General features: G+C 72.1%; 12 protein-coding genes. 8 read left to right on the forward strand and 4 right to left on the reverse strand.

From position 1 onward, the window contains the following. Window positions 1-3: 3 nt before the first annotated feature. Window positions 4-1,245: a cytochrome P450 gene (locus BMY07_RS07660; protein ID WP_092775719.1), complete on the reverse strand. Its 1,242-nt coding sequence runs from the start codon at window positions 1,243-1,245 to the stop codon at window positions 4-6. A gap of 199 nt (window positions 1,246-1,444) precedes the next feature. On the opposite strand from BMY07_RS07660, the gene BMY07_RS07665 reads away from it, so the two are divergent. Then, window positions 1,445-2,047, forward strand: a complete 603-nt coding sequence (locus BMY07_RS07665; protein WP_092775720.1) for a thioesterase II family protein — start codon at window positions 1,445-1,447, stop codon at window positions 2,045-2,047. Window positions 2,048-2,421: 374 nt separating this feature from the next. On the opposite strand, the gene BMY07_RS07670 is transcribed toward BMY07_RS07665, so the two are convergent. Beyond that, window positions 2,422-4,899: a helix-turn-helix transcriptional regulator gene (locus BMY07_RS07670; RefSeq protein WP_092775721.1), complete on the reverse strand. Its 2,478-nt coding sequence runs from the start codon at window positions 4,897-4,899 to the stop codon at window positions 2,422-2,424. A gap of 434 nt (window positions 4,900-5,333) precedes the next feature. On the opposite strand from BMY07_RS07670, the gene BMY07_RS07675 reads away from it, so the two are divergent. The 4 genes from BMY07_RS07675 (at window position 5,334) to BMY07_RS07690 (ending at window position 10,394) form a co-directional block, all read left to right on the forward strand. After that, window positions 5,334-6,083: a thioesterase II family protein gene (locus BMY07_RS07675; RefSeq protein ID WP_092775722.1), complete on the forward strand. Its 750-nt coding sequence runs from the start codon at window positions 5,334-5,336 to the stop codon at window positions 6,081-6,083. A gap of 130 nt (window positions 6,084-6,213) precedes the next feature. Continuing rightward, window positions 6,214-6,591: a hypothetical protein gene (locus tag BMY07_RS07680; RefSeq protein ID WP_092775723.1), complete on the forward strand. Its 378-nt coding sequence runs from the start codon at window positions 6,214-6,216 to the stop codon at window positions 6,589-6,591. Then, window positions 6,584-6,982, forward strand: coding sequence for a hypothetical protein (locus tag BMY07_RS07685; RefSeq protein ID WP_092775724.1), 399 nt, complete (start codon window positions 6,584-6,586; stop codon window positions 6,980-6,982). The genes BMY07_RS07680 and BMY07_RS07685 overlap by 8 nt, the downstream gene beginning before the upstream one ends. A gap of 550 nt (window positions 6,983-7,532) precedes the next feature. After that, a complete protein-coding gene (locus tag BMY07_RS07690) occupies window positions 7,533-10,394 on the forward strand; it encodes a helix-turn-helix transcriptional regulator (protein WP_092775725.1) in 2,862 nt (953 codons plus the stop codon). A 10-nt stretch (window positions 10,395-10,404) separates the two neighbouring features. On the opposite strand, the gene dprE2 is transcribed toward BMY07_RS07690, so the two are convergent. After that, a complete protein-coding gene (gene dprE2, locus BMY07_RS07695; protein WP_092775726.1) occupies window positions 10,405-11,160 on the reverse strand; it encodes a decaprenylphospho-beta-D-erythro-pentofuranosid-2-ulose 2-reductase in 756 nt (251 codons plus the stop codon). A gap of 416 nt (window positions 11,161-11,576) precedes the next feature. Between dprE2 and BMY07_RS07700 the strand changes: the two genes are divergently transcribed. The 3 genes from BMY07_RS07700 to BMY07_RS07710 all read left to right on the forward strand — a co-directional run bounded on the left by BMY07_RS07700 (window position 11,577) and on the right by BMY07_RS07710 (window position 15,683). After that, window positions 11,577-13,004 carry a family 2B encapsulin nanocompartment shell protein gene (locus BMY07_RS07700; protein WP_092775727.1) on the forward strand — a complete coding sequence of 476 codons (1,428 nt, stop codon included), beginning with the start codon at window positions 11,577-11,579 and terminating at the stop codon, window positions 13,002-13,004. Window positions 13,005-13,067: 63 nt separating this feature from the next. After that, window positions 13,068-14,477 carry a family 2B encapsulin nanocompartment shell protein gene (locus BMY07_RS07705; protein ID WP_092775728.1) on the forward strand — a complete coding sequence of 470 codons (1,410 nt, stop codon included), beginning with the start codon at window positions 13,068-13,070 and terminating at the stop codon, window positions 14,475-14,477. Window positions 14,478-14,690: 213 nt separating this feature from the next. Continuing rightward, a complete protein-coding gene (locus BMY07_RS07710; protein ID WP_425426248.1) occupies window positions 14,691-15,683 on the forward strand; it encodes a family 2 encapsulin nanocompartment cargo protein polyprenyl transferase in 993 nt (330 codons plus the stop codon). A 635-nt stretch (window positions 15,684-16,318) separates the two neighbouring features. Here the strand turns inward: BMY07_RS07710 and BMY07_RS07715 are convergent. Further along, window positions 16,319-16,978: a DUF1990 family protein gene (locus BMY07_RS07715; RefSeq protein ID WP_092775729.1), complete on the reverse strand. Its 660-nt coding sequence runs from the start codon at window positions 16,976-16,978 to the stop codon at window positions 16,319-16,321. Window positions 16,979-16,996: the final 18 nt, after the last annotated feature.

The raw sequence follows: 16,996 nt of genomic DNA on the forward strand, positions 1-16,996 counted from the left end.
CTACTACCGCACGGCCACCGGGAACTGGAGCATCCCCCTGATAATAAAGGAATCCCGGCGCCGCACCTGGCCGACCCGGCGCAGGTCCGGCAGCCGCGCGGCGAGCGCGACCAACGCGATCTCGGCCTCGATCCGCGCCAGCGCCGCGCCGAGGCAGAAATGGATTCCGGCGGAAAAGGACAACGTGTCCGGACCCGATTCCCGGGTGATGTCGAAACGCTCCGGCGCGGAATAGACCTCCGGGTCTCGGTTGGCCGCGCCCGCGCAGATCGCCAGTTCCGTGCCAGCCGGGACCAGGTGGCCGTCGAGCTCGACATCGGTGTGCGCGATGCGCCGGTACTGCTGGACCGGGGTGTCGTAGCGCAACGTCTCCTGCACCACCGCGGGGGCGAGCGAGGGGTCGGCCTTGAACATCTCCCACTGCTCCGGGTGCCGCAGCAGCGCGCGCACCGCGTTGCCGATGAGGTTGACCGTGGTCTCGGTGCCCGCCAACGGGAGGAACATGCACAGCGGCACCAGTTCGTCCATCGCCAGGCGGCCGTCGTCCACGGCGGGCAGCAGGTCGCTGATCAGGTCGTCGGCCGGGTCGGCCCGGCGCTCGGCGATGATGTCGGTGAACATGACCGTCATCTCGGCGATCGCGGCCCGCACGTCCCTGGCCACCTCGACCGAGGCGACGCCGTCGAGCAGGTACGCCATCCGCCTGCTGAGCTGGAAGAACGACCGCCGGTGCCGCTGCGGGATGCCGACGAGGTCGCCGATCACCCGCAGCGGCAACTGCTGGGCGAAGGCGCTCATCAGGTTGAACTCCGCGCGCCCGGCCAGGATCCGGTCGATCAGCTCGTCGGACACCTGCTCGGCCACCGGGGTCCACCGCTGGAGCCTGCGCGGGTTGAGCGAGGGCACCGACAGCTTGCGCAGCCTGGTGTGCTCCGGCGGGTCGAGGCCGAGCATGGAGTTGTCGAACGGCATGAACTCCGGCGCCTTCGTGCCGTCCGCGCGGCGCACGCCGAACCGCTTGTCCCGCAACACCTTGTTGGCCAGCTTGTGGCTCGCGGTCACCCACACGCCCAACCCGCTGCGGTGCAACGGGCCGCGGGCGCGCACGTGCTCGTAGAGCGGGTACGGGTCCTCCGGCGCGCGCAGCAACTGCGCGTACGGGTCGCCGCGGTCGCTGACGGCCCGCAAGTGGTCCTGCCACAGCGCCATCTGCGCCCGCGCCTGGCGGTCCGCGAGGTCGGTCATGGTCCCTCCCGCGCCACGCTAGACCGCGCGTCCCCCCTAACCTCAACCCCTAGGGCCATTGCGCCGTTCCGGTCGTGGGCACCCTGGACACCGTCCGGCGCCGCTGCTAGGGGTTGCCCGTCGTCACCGGCTGCCGGCACTTTGGCCCCCAGGCGCCGGAAAGTCCCCAACGCCCGCGCGCGGAGAGGACCCGGAGGCCATGGGCGCGCACGGCGTGGGTGACTCGTGGGTGCACCGGCTGCGCGCGGCGTCGCGGCCGGGCTGCCGCCTGGTCTGCTTCCCGCCCGAGGGGGCCTCGGCGACGTTCTTCCTACAGCTGGCCCAGTCCATCGCGCGGCCGGTCGAGGTGCTCGGCGTGCAGTACCCCGGGCGCCGCGACCGCAGGCACGAGCAGCCGGTCGCCTCGGTCACCGAACTCGCCGACCTGGTCAGCGCCGAGCTCACCCGCCGGACCGACCTGCCGATCGCGCTGTTCGGCCACGGCCTCGGCTCCGCCGTCGCCTTCGAGACCGCGGTCCGCGTCGAACGCGCGGGCCACCGCCCCATCGCGCTGTTCGCCTCGGGCGCCCCCAGCCCGTCGCGCCTGGGAACGCCCGCCTACCTGGACACCGGCGAGTTCACCCAGCCGACCCGGTTCCCCGCGCCCACCCCGCTGAGCACCCTGCGCGACGACCTGCGCGCCAGCGAGACCTACCGCTGGCACCCCGGCAACCAGGTCTCCTGCCACATCCTCACCATGATCGGCGACACCGACCCCGCGCGTTCGAACTCCAACTCTTCGCGGGCGGACACGGATACCTGACATCCTTCGTGTCCACAGTGGCCAACACCGTCTCCGAACGCATCACCGCCCTCTGCACCGGCTAGCCGGCACAGCGACCCTGCCCTACAGAGAACGCCATTCCAGCCAACCGGCAGGACGACCGGCCGGACCGCAACGCACCCCACCGCCGACACCGGACGCTACCCGGCACGAACCCCGCATCGGCGCCACCACTGAGCCCAATAGCCCCGCACGCCCCCGCCTGGCGCGAGGTCACCACCGGCTGGTTCGAACTCCAACTCTTCGCGGGCGGACACGGATACCTGACATCCTTCGTGTCCACAGTGGCCAACACCGTCTCCGAGCGCATCACCGCCCTCTGCACCGGCTAGCCCGCCCGACCAAGGGCCGGATTACCTTGCCCCGCCGAGAAGACCTGATGCTCCCCTGTGGACGGACAGGCCTGCGTGCAGGTCGGCGCGCTTGCGGACGCCCAGTTTGCGGTAGATCTTCGTCAGGTGCTGTTCCACCGTGCTGATGGTGATGAACAGCTTGTGCGCGATCTCCCGGTTCGTGTGCCCCAGTGCCGCGAGGGTGGCGACGCGGTGTTCGGCGTCGCTGAGGGTGGTGTGGTCGTGGGTGTCGCGGCGGGCGGGCAGGCGGGTGAGCAGGGCGCCGACCCCGCAGGCCGAGGCTTCGTCGGCGGCGTTCTTGGCGACCCGGCGGGCTCGGGTGGTGTCGCCGCGGGCGGCGATGGCGGCGGAGAGTTCGGCGGTGGTGACAGCGGCGGAGTAGCGGTCGCCGGTGGCGCGGAAGGAATCGGCGGCTTCCTGGAGCAGGCGAACGGGTTGGTGGCCCGCGAGGGCGAAGACGCGGACCGTGCGGGCGCGGGTGTGGTGGGCGGCCGCGGCGGGCAGGTCGGCCTGGGCGCGGGCCAGGTGGGTCGCGGCGCGGCGGCGGCCGAAGCGCAGGTGGGCCTCGGCGAGGTCGGTGCGCCAGGGCACGAGACCGGGCAGGTCGGCACCGGCGGCGGTGACGATGCGGCCGCAGGCCTGGAAGTCGGCGATGGCGGCGAGGACCCGGTCCGAGGCGAGGTAGTGGTGACCGCGGGCGCGCAGGTACCTGGCGCCGATCAGGGTGTCGCCCATGTCGTCCGGCACCACCTCGCGCAGCGCCGGGCTGTCGGTGATCCCCATCGCCGTGTCGGCGGCGATCATCGTCGCCAGCGGCAGCCCGATCAGCACGCCCCACGACCGCGCGGGCAGCAGGTCCAGGCTGCGCTGGGCGGTCTCGCACGCCGACCGCACCGCGCCCTGGCGCAGTTCGACCTCCGCGCTCACCGCCCCCAGCAGCGCCAGCCACGTCGTCGCCCTGCGCTGCTCGGCCTCGCCGATCAGCTTGAGGCACCACCGCTCGGCCAGGTCGACCCGGTCGGCCAGCACCAGCGCGGTCACCGCGCCTGCCAGCACCTCGACCGTCCGGTCCCCCAGCGGGCACGCGTGCAGCACCTGCTCGGCGTTGGCCACCACATCGGTCAGCGCCCCGCCGGTGAGCCCGGGGAGCAACGCGGCCGCGGCCCGCTCCCAGGGGGTGAACACCGACAACGACAGCCGGGAGCCGCGGATCCACTGGTTGGCCAAAGCCAGCCCGACGTCCTCTGTGGAGCTGTCCGGTTCGCTGTGCCACAGCGTGAAGCGCAGCGCGGTCACGGGGTCCACTTCGGACAGGAAGTGCGCGTCGGCCGGGTTGTGCCGCCAGAGGGCGCCTGCCAGGTCGGCCGCGGTCTGCTCCCGGACCCGGCCCGAGGTCATCGGCAGGGCGAGTTCGAGGCAGCGGACCGCGAACTCGCCGCGGTCGGTGGCGATGGCGTCGAGCGCGGCCGCCCGCAGCACCTCGACCACCCACTCGTCCAGCACCTGCTCGGCCACCTCGCCGGAGGCGACCACCAGCCGGGCCACGTCCATCGGTCGCGCGCGACGCCGGTGCAGGACCCGCGCCGCGCGCAGGTGTAATCGGGCCGACTCGGCGGGCGTGAGGCCACCGAGCACGGCGGTGCGGATCGCCTCGTGCCGCAGCCGCCAGCCCACCAGCACCCCGGCCGAGGTGAGCACGCCGGTCAGCCGCGCGGCCACCGCCTCGGTCTGGTCGGTCAGCTCGGCCAGCGCGCCTGGCGACGACCAGGTCTCCAGCACCGCCAGCGCCCTGGCGACGGCCAGCAGCCGCGGCTCCCAGCGGTGCAGGCAGGCGACGACGGCCTGGCGGAAGGCGAACCCCGGCTCGGCGGCGGTCGGGTCGGACCGGTTGTCGGCGATCAGCGCGTGCAGCAGCAGCGGGTTCCCGCCGGTGACGCGGTGGTAGGCGACGGCGGCGGTGTCGTCGCCGAGTTCGGCGCGCAGCAGTTCGGCGACCCCGGACTCGGTCAGCAGCCCCAGCCGCAGCCGGTGGTCGGCGTGCGTGGTCAGCGGTCCGGACAGCAGCTCCCAGTCGGTGACCACCAGCAGCACCGGCAGTCCGACCGCCCTGGCGCGCAGCTGCGCCAACAGCCCCAGCGACGCCGCGTCCACGTGCTGGACGTCGTCCACCGCGAGCACGACGGACCGCTCCCGCGCCACGCCGAGGACCCGGTCGACGAACTCGCCCTCCGCCGCGGGCAGCCCGGACTCCAGCTGGCGGACCGCGCCCAGCGGGATGTCCCGCTCCCCGCGCGACCCGGACGCCGACAGCAGCAGCGCCCCGGAGTCGGCGACCCGGTCGGCGAACAGGTCGAGCAGGCTCGACTTGCCGCTGGCGGGCCCGCCCGCCACCGCGACCACCCTGGCACCGCCCAACGCGCACTCGGCCAGGTGGCCGACCAACGCCTCGACCGCGCTGCCGCGTTCGACCAGTGCCATCCGGCCTTCCCTCCACACCCGGCGAGCGGCGTCCGACCCGGCAATCTACTCCGCTTGGCCGGTATCGGAGAAGTGACGACCATTGCCGGGAAGACATTTTCCCGTTAACGCCACGGGGTAGCAGGCCTTTTCCCGGACCGGGGTCGAATAGGGGTGGACAGGGGTGGACACCCGGCGCCCCTGCTCGACCTACCCGCAGGTCAGGAGCGATTGACGCCGGTACCGGGGTGGTGAGCGGGTTCCACCGGCCGGATAGGGGGTTGTCCGGCGGCGACCCGCCCTGGGATCGTCGGATTTCGGCGGTAGGAGAAACAGCCGTCGAGCATTCCCCAGCGATTCCGCGCCGGCGCGGGCATTGCGGTCGGCACCGCCGAGAGCGGGCACCGTGGCACCATCGCCCTGTAGGGACTCGCAGGGGAGAGAGGACTAGAGGGATGAGCACGGATCTGTGGCTGCGCCGGTTCCACCCGGCACCGCAAGCGGCCACGCGGCTGTTGTGCCTACCGCACGCCGGTGGCTCTGCCAGCTACTTCTTCCCGGTGTCGCGCGCGCTGAGCCCCCGGATCGAGGTCGTGGCCGTGCAGTACCCGGGGCGGCAGGACCGGCGCCTCGAACCGTGCGTCGAGACCATCGCCGAGCTGGCCGACCAGATCGCCGATGTGCTCCCCCCGTACCTCGACAAGCCGCTGACCGTCTTCGGGCACAGCATGGGCGCCTCGGTGGGCTTCGAGCTGGCGCTGCGGCTCCAGGAGCGCGGGACCGTCGTGCACGGCCTGGTCGTGTCCGGCCGCCGCGCCCCGTCGGCGCTGCGCGACGAGCGCAACCACGAGCTCGACGACGACGGCCTGATCCGCGAGATCAAGCGGCTCGACGGCACCGAGTCCCAGCTGCTCGACGACGACGAGATCCTGCGCATGGTGCTGCCCTCGATCCGCGCGGACTACAAGGCGGCCGAGACCTACCGGCGCGTCGACGGCCCCCGCCTCAAGGCCAGGGTGCTGGCGCTGACCGGGGACGACGACCCCAAGGCCACGCTGGCCGAGGTGGACAAGTGGGCCGACCACACCGACGGTGGCTACGAGCGCGAGGTCTACCCCGGCGGGCACTTCTACCTCAACAGCCACGTCCCCGCGGTGCTCGACCGGATCCGCGCGCACGTCGGCTCGCTCTCCACAGTGGACTAGCCGGCAGACCGGTCAACCCGCGCATCCCGGACAGCGCAGTACCCGTGGTGCGCTGACGGCCCCGCGCGGTACCTGCGGCGCGGGCCGTGCGAGGCTCACCAGGTCACGACGGAGCCTGGGAGCCGCAGCGATGATCGACGTGTTGTCCCCCGCCCTGACCTGGGTCTCGGTCGGGGCGGCGGTGTGGGCGTTGGTGCTCGTGCTGCTGAACCGGCCGCTGCCGATCGAGCGCGTGGACGGTAAGGCCTACCTCGCGCTGTTGGCCCTGATCGAGCTCGGACTGCTCGCACAGGCCGTGCTCGGGTTCATCAAGCTCGCAGGCGCCGACCACGACGTGCCAGGCCTGTCCTACGGCGGCTACCTCCTCGGCTCGCTGTTGATCCTGCCTGTCGCGTTGTACTGGTCGCTGGCCGAGCGCACCCGCTGGGGCACCGCGGTGCTGGTCGTCGGCGCGCTGGTGATCCCGGTGATGATCGTGCGGATGGGCCAGGTGTGGGCGCATGGCTGAGGCGCCGAACCCCACCCGCTCCGGGCCGGGCAGGCTGCTGATCGCGGTCTACGCCATCTTCGCGCTGGCCGCGTGCGCGCGGTCGGCCAGCCAGATCAGCACCCACTTCCACCGCGCGCCGCTGGCCTACCTGCTCTCGGCGTTCGCGGCCGTCGTCTACGTCGTGGCGACGCTGTGCCTGGCGCGGGGGACCAGGACGTCCCGCCGGGTCGCGGTGATCTCCTGCGCGGTGGAACTGGTCGGCGTGCTGCTAATCGGAACGTTCAGCCTGGTCCTGCCCAGTGCATTTCCGGACGCGACCGTCTGGTCGGTATTCGGTATGGGATACGGTTTCGTGCCGCTCGTCCTGCCCGTTCTCGGATTGCTCTGGATTCGCCGTACCGCACGGTGAACGCCAATAGCGGCCAACCGGGCACCCGCGCATCGGACTAGGCCATTGGTGGCGGAGCCCTGTCACTGGCCGTAGCCGCCGGGATAGGGTCATCGGACGCCCCACCGCCTCGCCGCCACCCCGTCCGGACCCCTGGGTCCACCACCCACAACCCCGGACGCACCCCTAACCTGCAGCAACTTAAGGCGCTCTTGATGTTTACAGTGGGCGATTCACCAACTGTTCGTGTTTGACTCGCTGTATTTGCTGTGACGGCCGGTCACAGGCCTACCGGCGAGTCAAGTCGTTGAATGCGAACCAAACCAATCGGACCGCGGTACGGCTGGCGCCGCAACCGAATGCTCCACTTGGTCCATTCGAAAAGCGAGAACGCATCAACATCACGCAGTGTTCATCCAGCCAATTGGCAAACCTTCCACAACCGCGGTGATTGCCGTTAGATTCACCGCAGAGCGTGGGGCAACGGGGAAAACACCGATCACCGAGCGTGACTTCGGGCGGGGTGGGGCCGGATGCGGAGCCGAGGGGCCGGAGGGGAAGGGGCGGGCGCATGGCGCTGGTCGAACGAGGAGAGGAACTTGCCGCGCTCGGGCGGTTGTACGCCGAGAGCGGTCGGGGTCGGGGACAGGTCGCGTTGATCAGCGGTGGTGTCGCCAGCGGCAAGACCGAGTTGCTGCACGCCTTCGCCGACCGGGTGGCCGCCGATGGCGCTGCCCTGCTCACGGCGACGGGGTCGCGCGCCGAGCGCACCCTGCCGTTCGGGGTGCTGCGGCAGCTGTTCGCCGGTCCGGCGTTGGCCGGGGCAGCGGCGGCGGGCATCGCCGAGCTGATCGGCGAGGTCGGGGGCGAGTCCCAACCGGACACCGGCGCGGTCCCGCAGGCGCGCACCGACCCGACTGCCGCAGACCCGGTGGCCACAGACCCAACAGCCATCGGTCGGACCGGCGCGCGGGTGCTCGACGAGGTCTGCGCGGCCCTGCTGGAGCTGGCGGCCGAGCGGACCGTGGTGATCGCGGTCGACGACGTCCAGTTCGCCGACGGCGAGTCGCTGCAGGCACTGCTGTACCTGCGCCGCAGGATGCGCTTCGCCCGGGTGCTGGTGCTGCTCACCGAGTGGGCGCTGCCGCGGCCGACCCAGGCGGTGTTCCGGGCCGAGGTCACCCGCCAGCCCAACACGACCCACCTGCGGCTGGCGCCGCTGAGCCTGGCCGGGGTGGCCGAGCTGCTCGCGGGCAGGCTCGACCCGGCCACCGCGGTGGCGCTCGCCCCGGTGCACCACGCGGTCAGCGGCGGCAACCCGCTGCTGGTCACCGCGCTGGTCAACGACCACCGGGCCGCGGTGCGGTCCGGGCTGCGCCCCGGCGACGGGGCCGTCGTGGTCGGCCAGGAGTTCGGCACCGCGGTGCTGGCCTGCCTGCACCGCTGGGAACCGGCGATGCTGCAGGTGGCCCACGGCCTGGCGCTGCTGGGCGACGCCGGGTCGCCGGTGCTGCTGGGCAGCCTGCTCGACATCACCTCCGACGCCGCCGCCCAGGTGCTCGACGTGCTGGAGCTGGCAGGCCTGCTCGACGGCGGCCGGTTCCGGCACCCGGTGGCCAAGGCCGCGGTGCTCGACAGCATCGCCCCCGCCGACCGGCGGACCCTGCACGCGCGGGCCGCCCGGCTGCTCTACCGCGACGGTGCCCCGGCCGACGAGGTCGCCCGCCACCTGACCGCCGCCGATGGCGCCGAGGAACCGGGCGAGCAGACGTGGGCGGTCGAGGTGCTGCGGCACGCCGCGCAGGAGGACCTGGTCGCCGACCGGATGGACCTGGCGGTGCGCAGGCTGGAACTGGCCGCGCGCACCAGCGCGGACGTCGACGAGCGCGCCGACATCACCACGCAGCTGCTGCGGGTCGAGTGGCGCCGCAACCCCTCCGCCGCGGCGCGGCACCTGCCGACGCTGCGCGCGGCGCGGGCGCAGGGCAGGCTGTCGGACCGCAACGCGGTCCACCTGGCCAAGTTCCTGCTCTGGTACGGCCACACCGAGGAGCTCTCCGGCACCCTGTCCGGGCTGGCGGCGGCCGCCGCCGACCGCGCAGCGCCGATGGCGGGCCAGTTGAGCCTGGTCTTCCACTGGCTGGCGTTCCTGTACCCGCCGGTGGTGGCCGGGGTGCCCGCGCCGGAGGCAGGGCAGCCGCAACCACTGCTGGCCAACCCGTGGACCCGCGCGTCGGCGATGCTCGACCGGGTGCGCTTCGGCGGCCCGCGCGAGGAGATCGTGGTCGCCGCCGAGCACATCCTGCAGAGCTGTCGGCTCGGCGAGCAGACGCTGGGCTCGCAGCTGTCCGCGCTGGCGGCGCTGGTGCACGCCGACCGCAACGACCGCGCCGCGCACTGGTGCGACTCGCTGCTCTCGGACGCCACCGCGCGCGGGGCGCTCACCTGGCAGGCCGTGATCGGTGCGATGCGCGCGGAAGTCGCGCTGCGCCAAGGGGATCTGCCCGCCGCGGCCGAGTTGGCGACCGCCGCGTTCGACAAGCTCTCGCCGCAGGGCTGGGGTGTCGCGATCGGCGTGCCGCTGTCGACCAGGGTCGCCGCGGCCACCGCGATGGGCAGGCACGAGGAAGCGGCGGCGCTGCTGCGCGTTCCGGTGCCGGACTCCATGTATCAGACCCAGTTCGGCTTGCAGTACCTGTACGCGCGCGGTTCGCACTACCTGGCCACCGACCGTCCACATGCCGCACTCGCGGACTTCCAGCGGTGCGGCGAGCTGATGTCCGGTTGGGACGTGGACCTGCCCGCGTTGGTGCCGTGGCGTTCCGGTGCCGCGCAGGCGCAGTTGGCGCTGGGCAACCGGGAGAACGCCCGCGCGCTGATGACCGACCAGCTCACCCGGCCCGGCTGCGAGGGCGCACGCACCCGCGGCGCGACCCTGCGCATCCTGGCCGCGGCGACCACCGCCGAGCGCCGGGTCCCGCTGCTCACCGAGGCGGTGGAACTGCTGCACACCGGCGGCGACCGGTTCGAGCTGGCCCGCGCGCTGCTCGACCTCAGCCACGCGCACAGCGCCGCCGGTGAGTGCGAGAAGGCGCGCACGGTGGCCAGGCGCGCGCTGCAGATGGCCAAGGGCTGCCAGGCCGAGCCGCTGAGCCGGGAGCTGCTGCCCGGCCGCGAGCCGGAGGTGCCCGAGCAGACCGGACGACACCAGGAGCCGACCGGCATGGACGCGCTGAGCGAGGCCGAGCGCAGGGTCGCGGTGCTGGCCGCGCTCGGGCACACCAACCGGGAGATCGGCGGGAAGCTCTACATCACGGTGAGCACGGTCGAGCAGCACCTGACTCGCGTCTACCGCAAGCTCAACGTGAGCCGCCGCACCGACCTGCCCGCAGGCCTGCCCCGGCAGCTGCTCGCCACGGCGGAGGAGAGGTAGGACCGGTAGCTCACCTGGGCAGTCGACGCCAGATCGCCCTGGGCAGCAGCCGCATCGCGAAGAACACCGGCCGCAGCACGCCGGGGACCCACACCTCCCCGGACCCACCCCGCCCGCGCCGCAAGGCGCGGGCGGTGGCGTTCGCGACCTGGGCGGGCGTGCTGGAGAACGGCGCGGGGGACATGCCCTCGGTCATCCGCCCGACCACGAACCCCGGGCGCACGAGCAGCAGGCGCACGCCGGAGCCCGCGAGTGCGTCGGCGAGCCCGCTGGCGAAACCGTCCAACCCGGCCTTGGCCGACCCGTAGACGTAGTTGGCCCGCCGCACCCGCACACCGGCGACCGACGAGAACACGACGATCTCGCCGCTGCCCTGTCGGCGGAGCCGGTTCGCCAGGTGTGTCAAGACAGCCACGTGGGCGACATAGTCGGTGTGGACGATCGAGACCGCGTGCTCCGCGTCGGCCTCGGCGGTCGACTGGTCGCCGAGGATCCCGAAGGACACGACGACGGTGCCGATCGGACCGTGCGCGGCGGTGATCCCGTCGAGCACGGACTCCTGCGCGGTGAGATCGTCGGCGTCGAACTCCACCGCGTGCACCGCGGTCGCGCCGCTGTCCAGTAGCGACACGCGCTCGTGATCAAGGTCACCGGACCGCCGCGCGGCCAGCACCACCACCCGCCCCGGGGCCAGCAACCCGGCCAGCTCCAGACCGATCTCGCTCCGCCCGCCGAGGACGACCACCGCACCGCTCGCAGCACTCATGCCGACAGTGTGTCGCGCTCACGCTGCGTCCATTAGAGGTATCCCTCCGTCACGCCTGGCCCAATCGGGCGCAAGATCGAGTGATGGGACGAGCACATGACTACTCGCGGTCTGCCTGATCGCGAGATCCGGTCTGTTCTCTTGGGTTATCACCAGCCGATTCGGGGACTGTTGTGTCACGAATTCGCGGTGCTAGCTTCGTGCGCGTCGACAATGGCGACGCGCCGACCGAGGCGGAGGCCGCGGCCCTTACCAGCGACAACATGAAGGTGAGACGCGTTCCGCCGGTCCTGACCGGATCCCGGTAATCGGCGCCCACGACATTGTCACCAGCGACGTCCCATCCGGACCTCACCCTTTTTCAGCACCCGCGACCCTTTCACCACCAGCATGGACAAGCGATTGGCGGTAGCACCGTGACCGAGACCCTGCGCCCTGTCGGCGGCGAGGCTGCTGCGCAGCAGAGCCTCACGACCGAGGCGGCGCGCAACCTCGCGACCACCACCAAGTCCGTCCCGCAGATGCAGGAGATCACCTCCCGCTGGCTGCTCAGGGTCCTGCCGTGGACCCACGTCGGGGGCGGCACCTACCGGGTCAACCAGCGGCGCAGCTACGTCGTCGGGGACGGCCGCATCGCCATCGACTACGTGGTCGGCGACGGCAGGATCGCCGTCGACCGCGGCGACGCCCAGCCCCGCGTGGTCGCAGGCGACCTGCGCGAGCTGTCCTTCCTGCGCGACTTCGACGACGAGGAGGCGCTCACCGCGCTCGCCGGGCTGTTCCGCCAGGAGGACTACGCGGCAGGTGACACCCTCGTCGAGTGGGGCCACGCCGAGGACCGCTTCCTGGTCATCGCGCACGGCCGGGTCGAGCAGTACGCCGAGGGCCACTACGGCGACGAGACCGTGGTCGGCGTCGTCACCGACGGCGAGTACTTCGACCAGTGGGGCCTGCTGCAGGAGCGCATCTGGGACTTCACCGCCAAGGCCGCCACCGCGGTGACGGTGCTCTCCCTGCGCCGCGCCGACTTCCAGGACCTGCTGGAGCGGGTGCCCTCGCTGCGCGCGCACGTCGAGTCGTTCCTCGCCAGCGGCGAGCACGAGCAGGACGGCGAGGTCCCGATCAACCTCGCCGCGGGCCACTCCGGCGAGGTCGAGCTGCCGGAAACCTTTGTGGACTACGAGGTCTCGCCGCGCGAGTACGAGCTGTCGGTGGCGCAGACGGTCCTCAAGGTGCACACCAGGGTCGCCGACCTCTACAACCAGCCGATGGACCAGGTCGAGCAGCAGCTGCGGCTGACCATCGAGGCGCTGCGCGAGCGCCAGGAGCACGAGCTGGTCAACAACCGCGAGTTCGGCCTGCTGCACAACGCCGACCCGCGCCAGCGGGTGCACGCCCGCACCGGCGCGCCCACCCCGGACGACTTCGACGAGCTGCTGAGCAAGGTGTGGAAGGACCCGTCGGTCATCCTGGCGCACCCCAAGGCGATCGCCGCGTTCGGCCGCGAGTGCAGCAAGCGCGGCATCTACCCGGCCAACGTCGACATCGGCGGCCACCAGGTGCCGTCCTGGCGGGGCATCCCGGTGCTGCCGTGCAGCAAGATCCCGATCAGCGAGTCCCGCACCACCTCGGTCATCGCGATGCGCACCGGCGAGGACAACCAGGGCGTGGTCGGCCTGCACCAGACCGGCCTGCCCGACGAGTACGAGCCGGGGCTGTCGGTGCGGTTCATGGGGATCAACGACAAGGCGATCCTGTCCTACCTGGTCACCGCGTACTACTCGGCCGCCGTGCTGGTGCCGGACGCGCTGGCCGTGCTCGACGACGTCCAGATCGGTCTCTAGGCACAGCCGCGGGTCCCGTGCCCGGCGCGGGACCCGCGCAGTCCGCACACTCACCACCTTCCGATGGGGGTTCCCCGCGTGACCGGTCTTCTCGACTCCACCTCCGAGCAACAGCAGCAGAGCCTGAGCACCAGGGCCGCGCGCAATCTCGCGACCACCACCAAGTCCGTCCCGCAGATGCAGGAGATCAGCCCGCGCTGGCTGCTGCGGATGCTGCCGTGGGTCGAGGCCCAGGGCGCGGTGTACCGGGTCAACCGCAGGCTCAGCTACACCCTGGGCGACGGGCGCGTCACCTTCACCAACACCGGCGCCGACGTGGACATCGTGCCCACCGAGCTGCGCGAGCTGGCGCTGCTGCGCGGGCTCAGCGACGACGGCGCGCTGACCGAGCTGGCCAACCGGTTCACCCAGCGCGAGTACCGCGCCGGTGAGGTCATCGTCGAACGCGGCCGGGCGGCCGACGCGGTGCACCTGATCGCCCACGGCAAGGTCACCACCTACACCGAGGGCCACTTCGGCGACGAGGCCGTGCTGACGGTTCTGGCCGACGGCGAGTTCTTCGGCGACCGCGGGCTCATCGACGTCGACGCCACCTGGGACTTCACCGCCAAGGCCAGCACGGCGTGCATCGTGATGTCGCTGTCGCGCTCGGAGTTTCTGTCGCTGCAGGAGCGCTCGACCGCGCTGCGCGAGCACGTGGACGCCTTCCGGGCCACCCCGCCCGCCAAGGCGAACAAGCACGGCGAGGCCGAGATCGCGATGGCCTCCGGGCACTCGGGCGAGCACGAGCTGCCGAGCACCTTCGTCGACTACGAGGGCAGCCCGCGCGAGTACGAGCTGTCGGTGGCGCAGACCCTGCTCAAGGTGCACACCAGGGTCGCCGACCTGTACAACCAGCCGATGGACCAGGTCGAGCAGCAGCTGCGGCTGACCATCCACGCGCTGCGCGAGCGCCAGGAGCACGAGCTGGTCAACAACCGCGACTTCGGCTTCCTGCACAACGCCGACCTGCGCCAGCGGCTGCACACCCGCGACGGCGCGCCCACCCCGGACGACCTCGACGAGCTGCTCGCCCGGCGGCGCCGGTCGAACTTCTTCCTGGCCCACCCCAAGGCGATCGCCGCGTTCGGGCGCGAGTGCACCAAGCGCGGGCTGTACCCGCCGACGGTGGAGCTCGGCGGCAAGCAGGTGCGGTCCTGGCGCGGGGTGCCGCTGCTGCCCAGCGACAAGATCCCGATCACCGACACCGGCACCACGTCGATCCTGGTGCTGCGCACCGGGGAATCCGACCAGGGCGTGATCGGCCTGCACCAGACCGGGATCCCGGACGAGTACGAGCCGGGCCTGTCGGTGCGGTTCACCGGGATCAACGACAAGGCGATCATGTCGTACCTGGTCAGCACCTACTACAGCGCCGCGGTGCTGGTGCCCGACGCGCTCGGCGTGCTGGAAAACGTCCAAATCGGACTGTGACACCCCGCCGGTGGCCCGCGTTCCCCGCGGGCCATCGGTTCTCACCGCTGCCCCTGCTTTCCCGCCCTCCCACCCTTCTAGCCGGGCCCCGTCCGCCCGTCCAACCCCGAATCGAGGGACCGGCCCGTGTCCACCAACCCCACCGTCCACGTCCCCGGCGCCCGGCGCGCCGACGAGGGCGGCACCGTCGCCCACCGCGGTGCCCGGGACGTCCTGGCGCACAGCCGCGCCCTGGTCACCCCGGCGCTGCGCGCCGCAGTCGACACCCTGCCCGAGGCCATGCGGCACATCTCGGGCTACCACTTCGGCTGGTGGGACGAGCAGGGCGGGCCGACCGAGGCGGACGCGGGCAAGGCCATCCGGCCCGCGCTGGTGCTGACCGCCGCCGAGGCCGTGGGGGGCTCGCCTGCCGAGGCGCTGCAGGCCGCGGTCGCCGTGGAACTGGTGCACAACTTCACGCTGCTGCACGACGACGTCATGGACGGCGACCGCACCCGGCGCCACCGGCCCACCGCGTGGAGCGTGTTCGGCCTCGGCCCGGCGATCCTGGCTGGCGACGCGCTGCTGACGCTCGCGTTCGACGTGCTGGCCGCCAGCGACCACCCGCGGGCCCAGCCCGCCGCCAGGGTGCTGTCCGCGGCGGTGCTGGCCGTGCAGGAGGGCCAGGCCACCGACCTCGCCTTCGAACGCCGCGCCGACGTCACCCTCGCGGAGTGCCTGCGGATGGCCGAGGGCAAGACCGGCGCCCTGCTCGGCGGCGCCACCTCCCTCGGCGCGCTCCTGGGCGGCGCCTCCCCCAGCCAGGTCGACCACCTGCGCTCCTTCGGCGAGCGGCTCGGCCTGGCGTTCCAGCTCGTCGACGACCTGCTCGGGATCTGGGGCAACCCGGCCACCACGGGCAAGCCGGTGTACTCGGACCTGGAGAACCGCAAGAAGTCCCTCCCGGTCGTCGCCGCCCTCACCACCGACACCGCCGCCGCCAGGGAACTGCGCTCCCTCTACCACCGCGACGACGCCCTGACCGCCGCCGAACTCGTCCGAGCCGCCGACCTCGTCGACACCGCGGGCGGCCGCAACTGGGCCCGAACCCGAGCCGACGACCTCCTGGCCGACGCCGCCGACCACCTGGCCGCCGCCCTCCCCACCCCCCGAGCCGAAGGCGAACTCATGTCCCTAGCCGACATGATCATCCGCCGCGACCACTAGGCCCCTGGCCCGCCACCCTCCTCAGTGGACACCACCGGCGATGGCAGCAAAAGCCCTCAGCCCGCGTCGATGATTGTCAGGCCTGTGCGGTGGGGGGCTGTGCGGACTGTGGGGGTGGTCACCACGGTGGCGGGGGCGGTGAGGGTGACCATCTGCTCGCCGATTCGGCGGTAGAAGCGCGACTGGGCTCTGCGGCCGAGGAAGCGCTAGCCGGAGCGGATCGCGGGTAGGCGGGTGCGGCTGGGATCGCGACCGCGCCGGTGCGGGTGATCGGCAGCCTTCGTCGCTGCGCCACAGCCTTTGCCGGCAGTGGTGGTCGCTGCCACACCCGGCTGGATTGGTCGGCGGTCAGTGGCAGTTCGGCTAGCCGCGTCGATGATCGGCAGGCCCGTGCGGCGCGGTGCTGTGTGGACTGTGGGGCTGTCACCAAGGCACCGGAGGCGGTGAGGGCGACCATCTGTTCGCCGACTCGGCGATAGAAGCGCGACTGCGCAAAGCGCTAGCCGGAGTGGACCTCAGGTAGGCGGGTGCGGCTGGGATGGCGACCGCGCAGGTGCGGGTGGTCGACTGCCTTTGCCAGCAGCGGTAGTCACTGCCATGCCGGTTGGGTTGGCGGGCAGTCGGTGGTGGATTGGCTAGCCCGCGTCGATGATTGTCAGGCCTGTGCGGTGGGGGGCTGTGCGGACTGTGGGGGTGGTCACCACGGTGGCGGGGGCGGTGAGGGTGACCATCTGCTCGCCGATTCGGCGGTAGAAGCGCAGTTGGGTTCTGCGGCCGAAGAGGCGCCAGCCGAGGCGGATCAGGGGGTGGGCGGTGCGGCTGGGGTTGGAGTACGAGGTGGCGTGGAAGGTGATGGCGCCGGTGGTGTGGTCTTTGTGGAGGTGGAAGTCGACCTTGCCGCGTTCCAGGTGGCCGGTGAGGGTTTCGTAGGACCAGCCCCAGTGGGTGTGGGTGGGGGTGGACTCGTCGACGACCTCGGTGACGCGGACGCCCATGAGGAAGTGGGCGAAGAGGAAGTGGCCCTCGAGGACCATGTGCCTGCCCAGCAGCGGCGCGTCGGCGCGGTAGTGGGCCCGGATGAGTTCCGGTGGGGCGAAGTCGTAGCGCTCGACGAGGGCTCGGGCGCGGGACCACAGCTCGCCCGGTGGTCCCGGTTGCTCGTAGCCGAGGACGCGGGGGTGGTCGTCGGTGAGCCAGCCGGGGCCCACGGTGCCGCGGTCGTAGTTGATCGGGCGGTCGGCCAGGTCTGCCAACAGGTGTTCCGGCTGGTCCCGCCGGGATCGCACGACGCGCATGGGCCCAGCATGCCACCG

It is taken from the genome of Actinokineospora terrae (genome assembly GCF_900111175.1).
In the GTDB taxonomy this organism is placed as follows: Bacteria; Actinomycetota; Actinomycetes; order Mycobacteriales; family Pseudonocardiaceae; genus Actinokineospora; species Actinokineospora terrae.

Bases quoted from the DNA above. Each gene is read 5' to 3' on its own strand.
- BMY07_RS07660 (WP_092775719.1), bottom strand. From the start codon at position 1,245: ATGACCGACCTCGCGGACCGCCAGGCGCGGGCGCAGATGGCGCTGTGG.
- BMY07_RS07665 (WP_092775720.1), top strand. From the start codon at position 1,445: ATGGGCGCGCACGGCGTGGGTGACTCGTGGGTGCACCGGCTGCGCGCG.
- BMY07_RS07670 (WP_092775721.1), bottom strand. From the start codon at position 4,899: ATGGCACTGGTCGAACGCGGCAGCGCGGTCGAGGCGTTGGTCGGCCAC.
- BMY07_RS07675 (WP_092775722.1), top strand. From the start codon at position 5,334: ATGAGCACGGATCTGTGGCTGCGCCGGTTCCACCCGGCACCGCAAGCG.
- BMY07_RS07680 (WP_092775723.1), top strand. From the start codon at position 6,214: ATGATCGACGTGTTGTCCCCCGCCCTGACCTGGGTCTCGGTCGGGGCG.
- BMY07_RS07685 (WP_092775724.1), top strand. From the start codon at position 6,584: ATGGCTGAGGCGCCGAACCCCACCCGCTCCGGGCCGGGCAGGCTGCTG.
- BMY07_RS07690 (WP_092775725.1), top strand. From the start codon at position 7,533: ATGGCGCTGGTCGAACGAGGAGAGGAACTTGCCGCGCTCGGGCGGTTG.
- dprE2 (WP_092775726.1), bottom strand. From the start codon at position 11,160: ATGAGTGCTGCGAGCGGTGCGGTGGTCGTCCTCGGCGGGCGGAGCGAG.
- BMY07_RS07705 (WP_092775728.1), top strand. From the start codon at position 13,068: ATGGGGGTTCCCCGCGTGACCGGTCTTCTCGACTCCACCTCCGAGCAA.
- BMY07_RS07715 (WP_092775729.1), bottom strand. From the start codon at position 16,978: ATGCGCGTCGTGCGATCCCGGCGGGACCAGCCGGAACACCTGTTGGCA.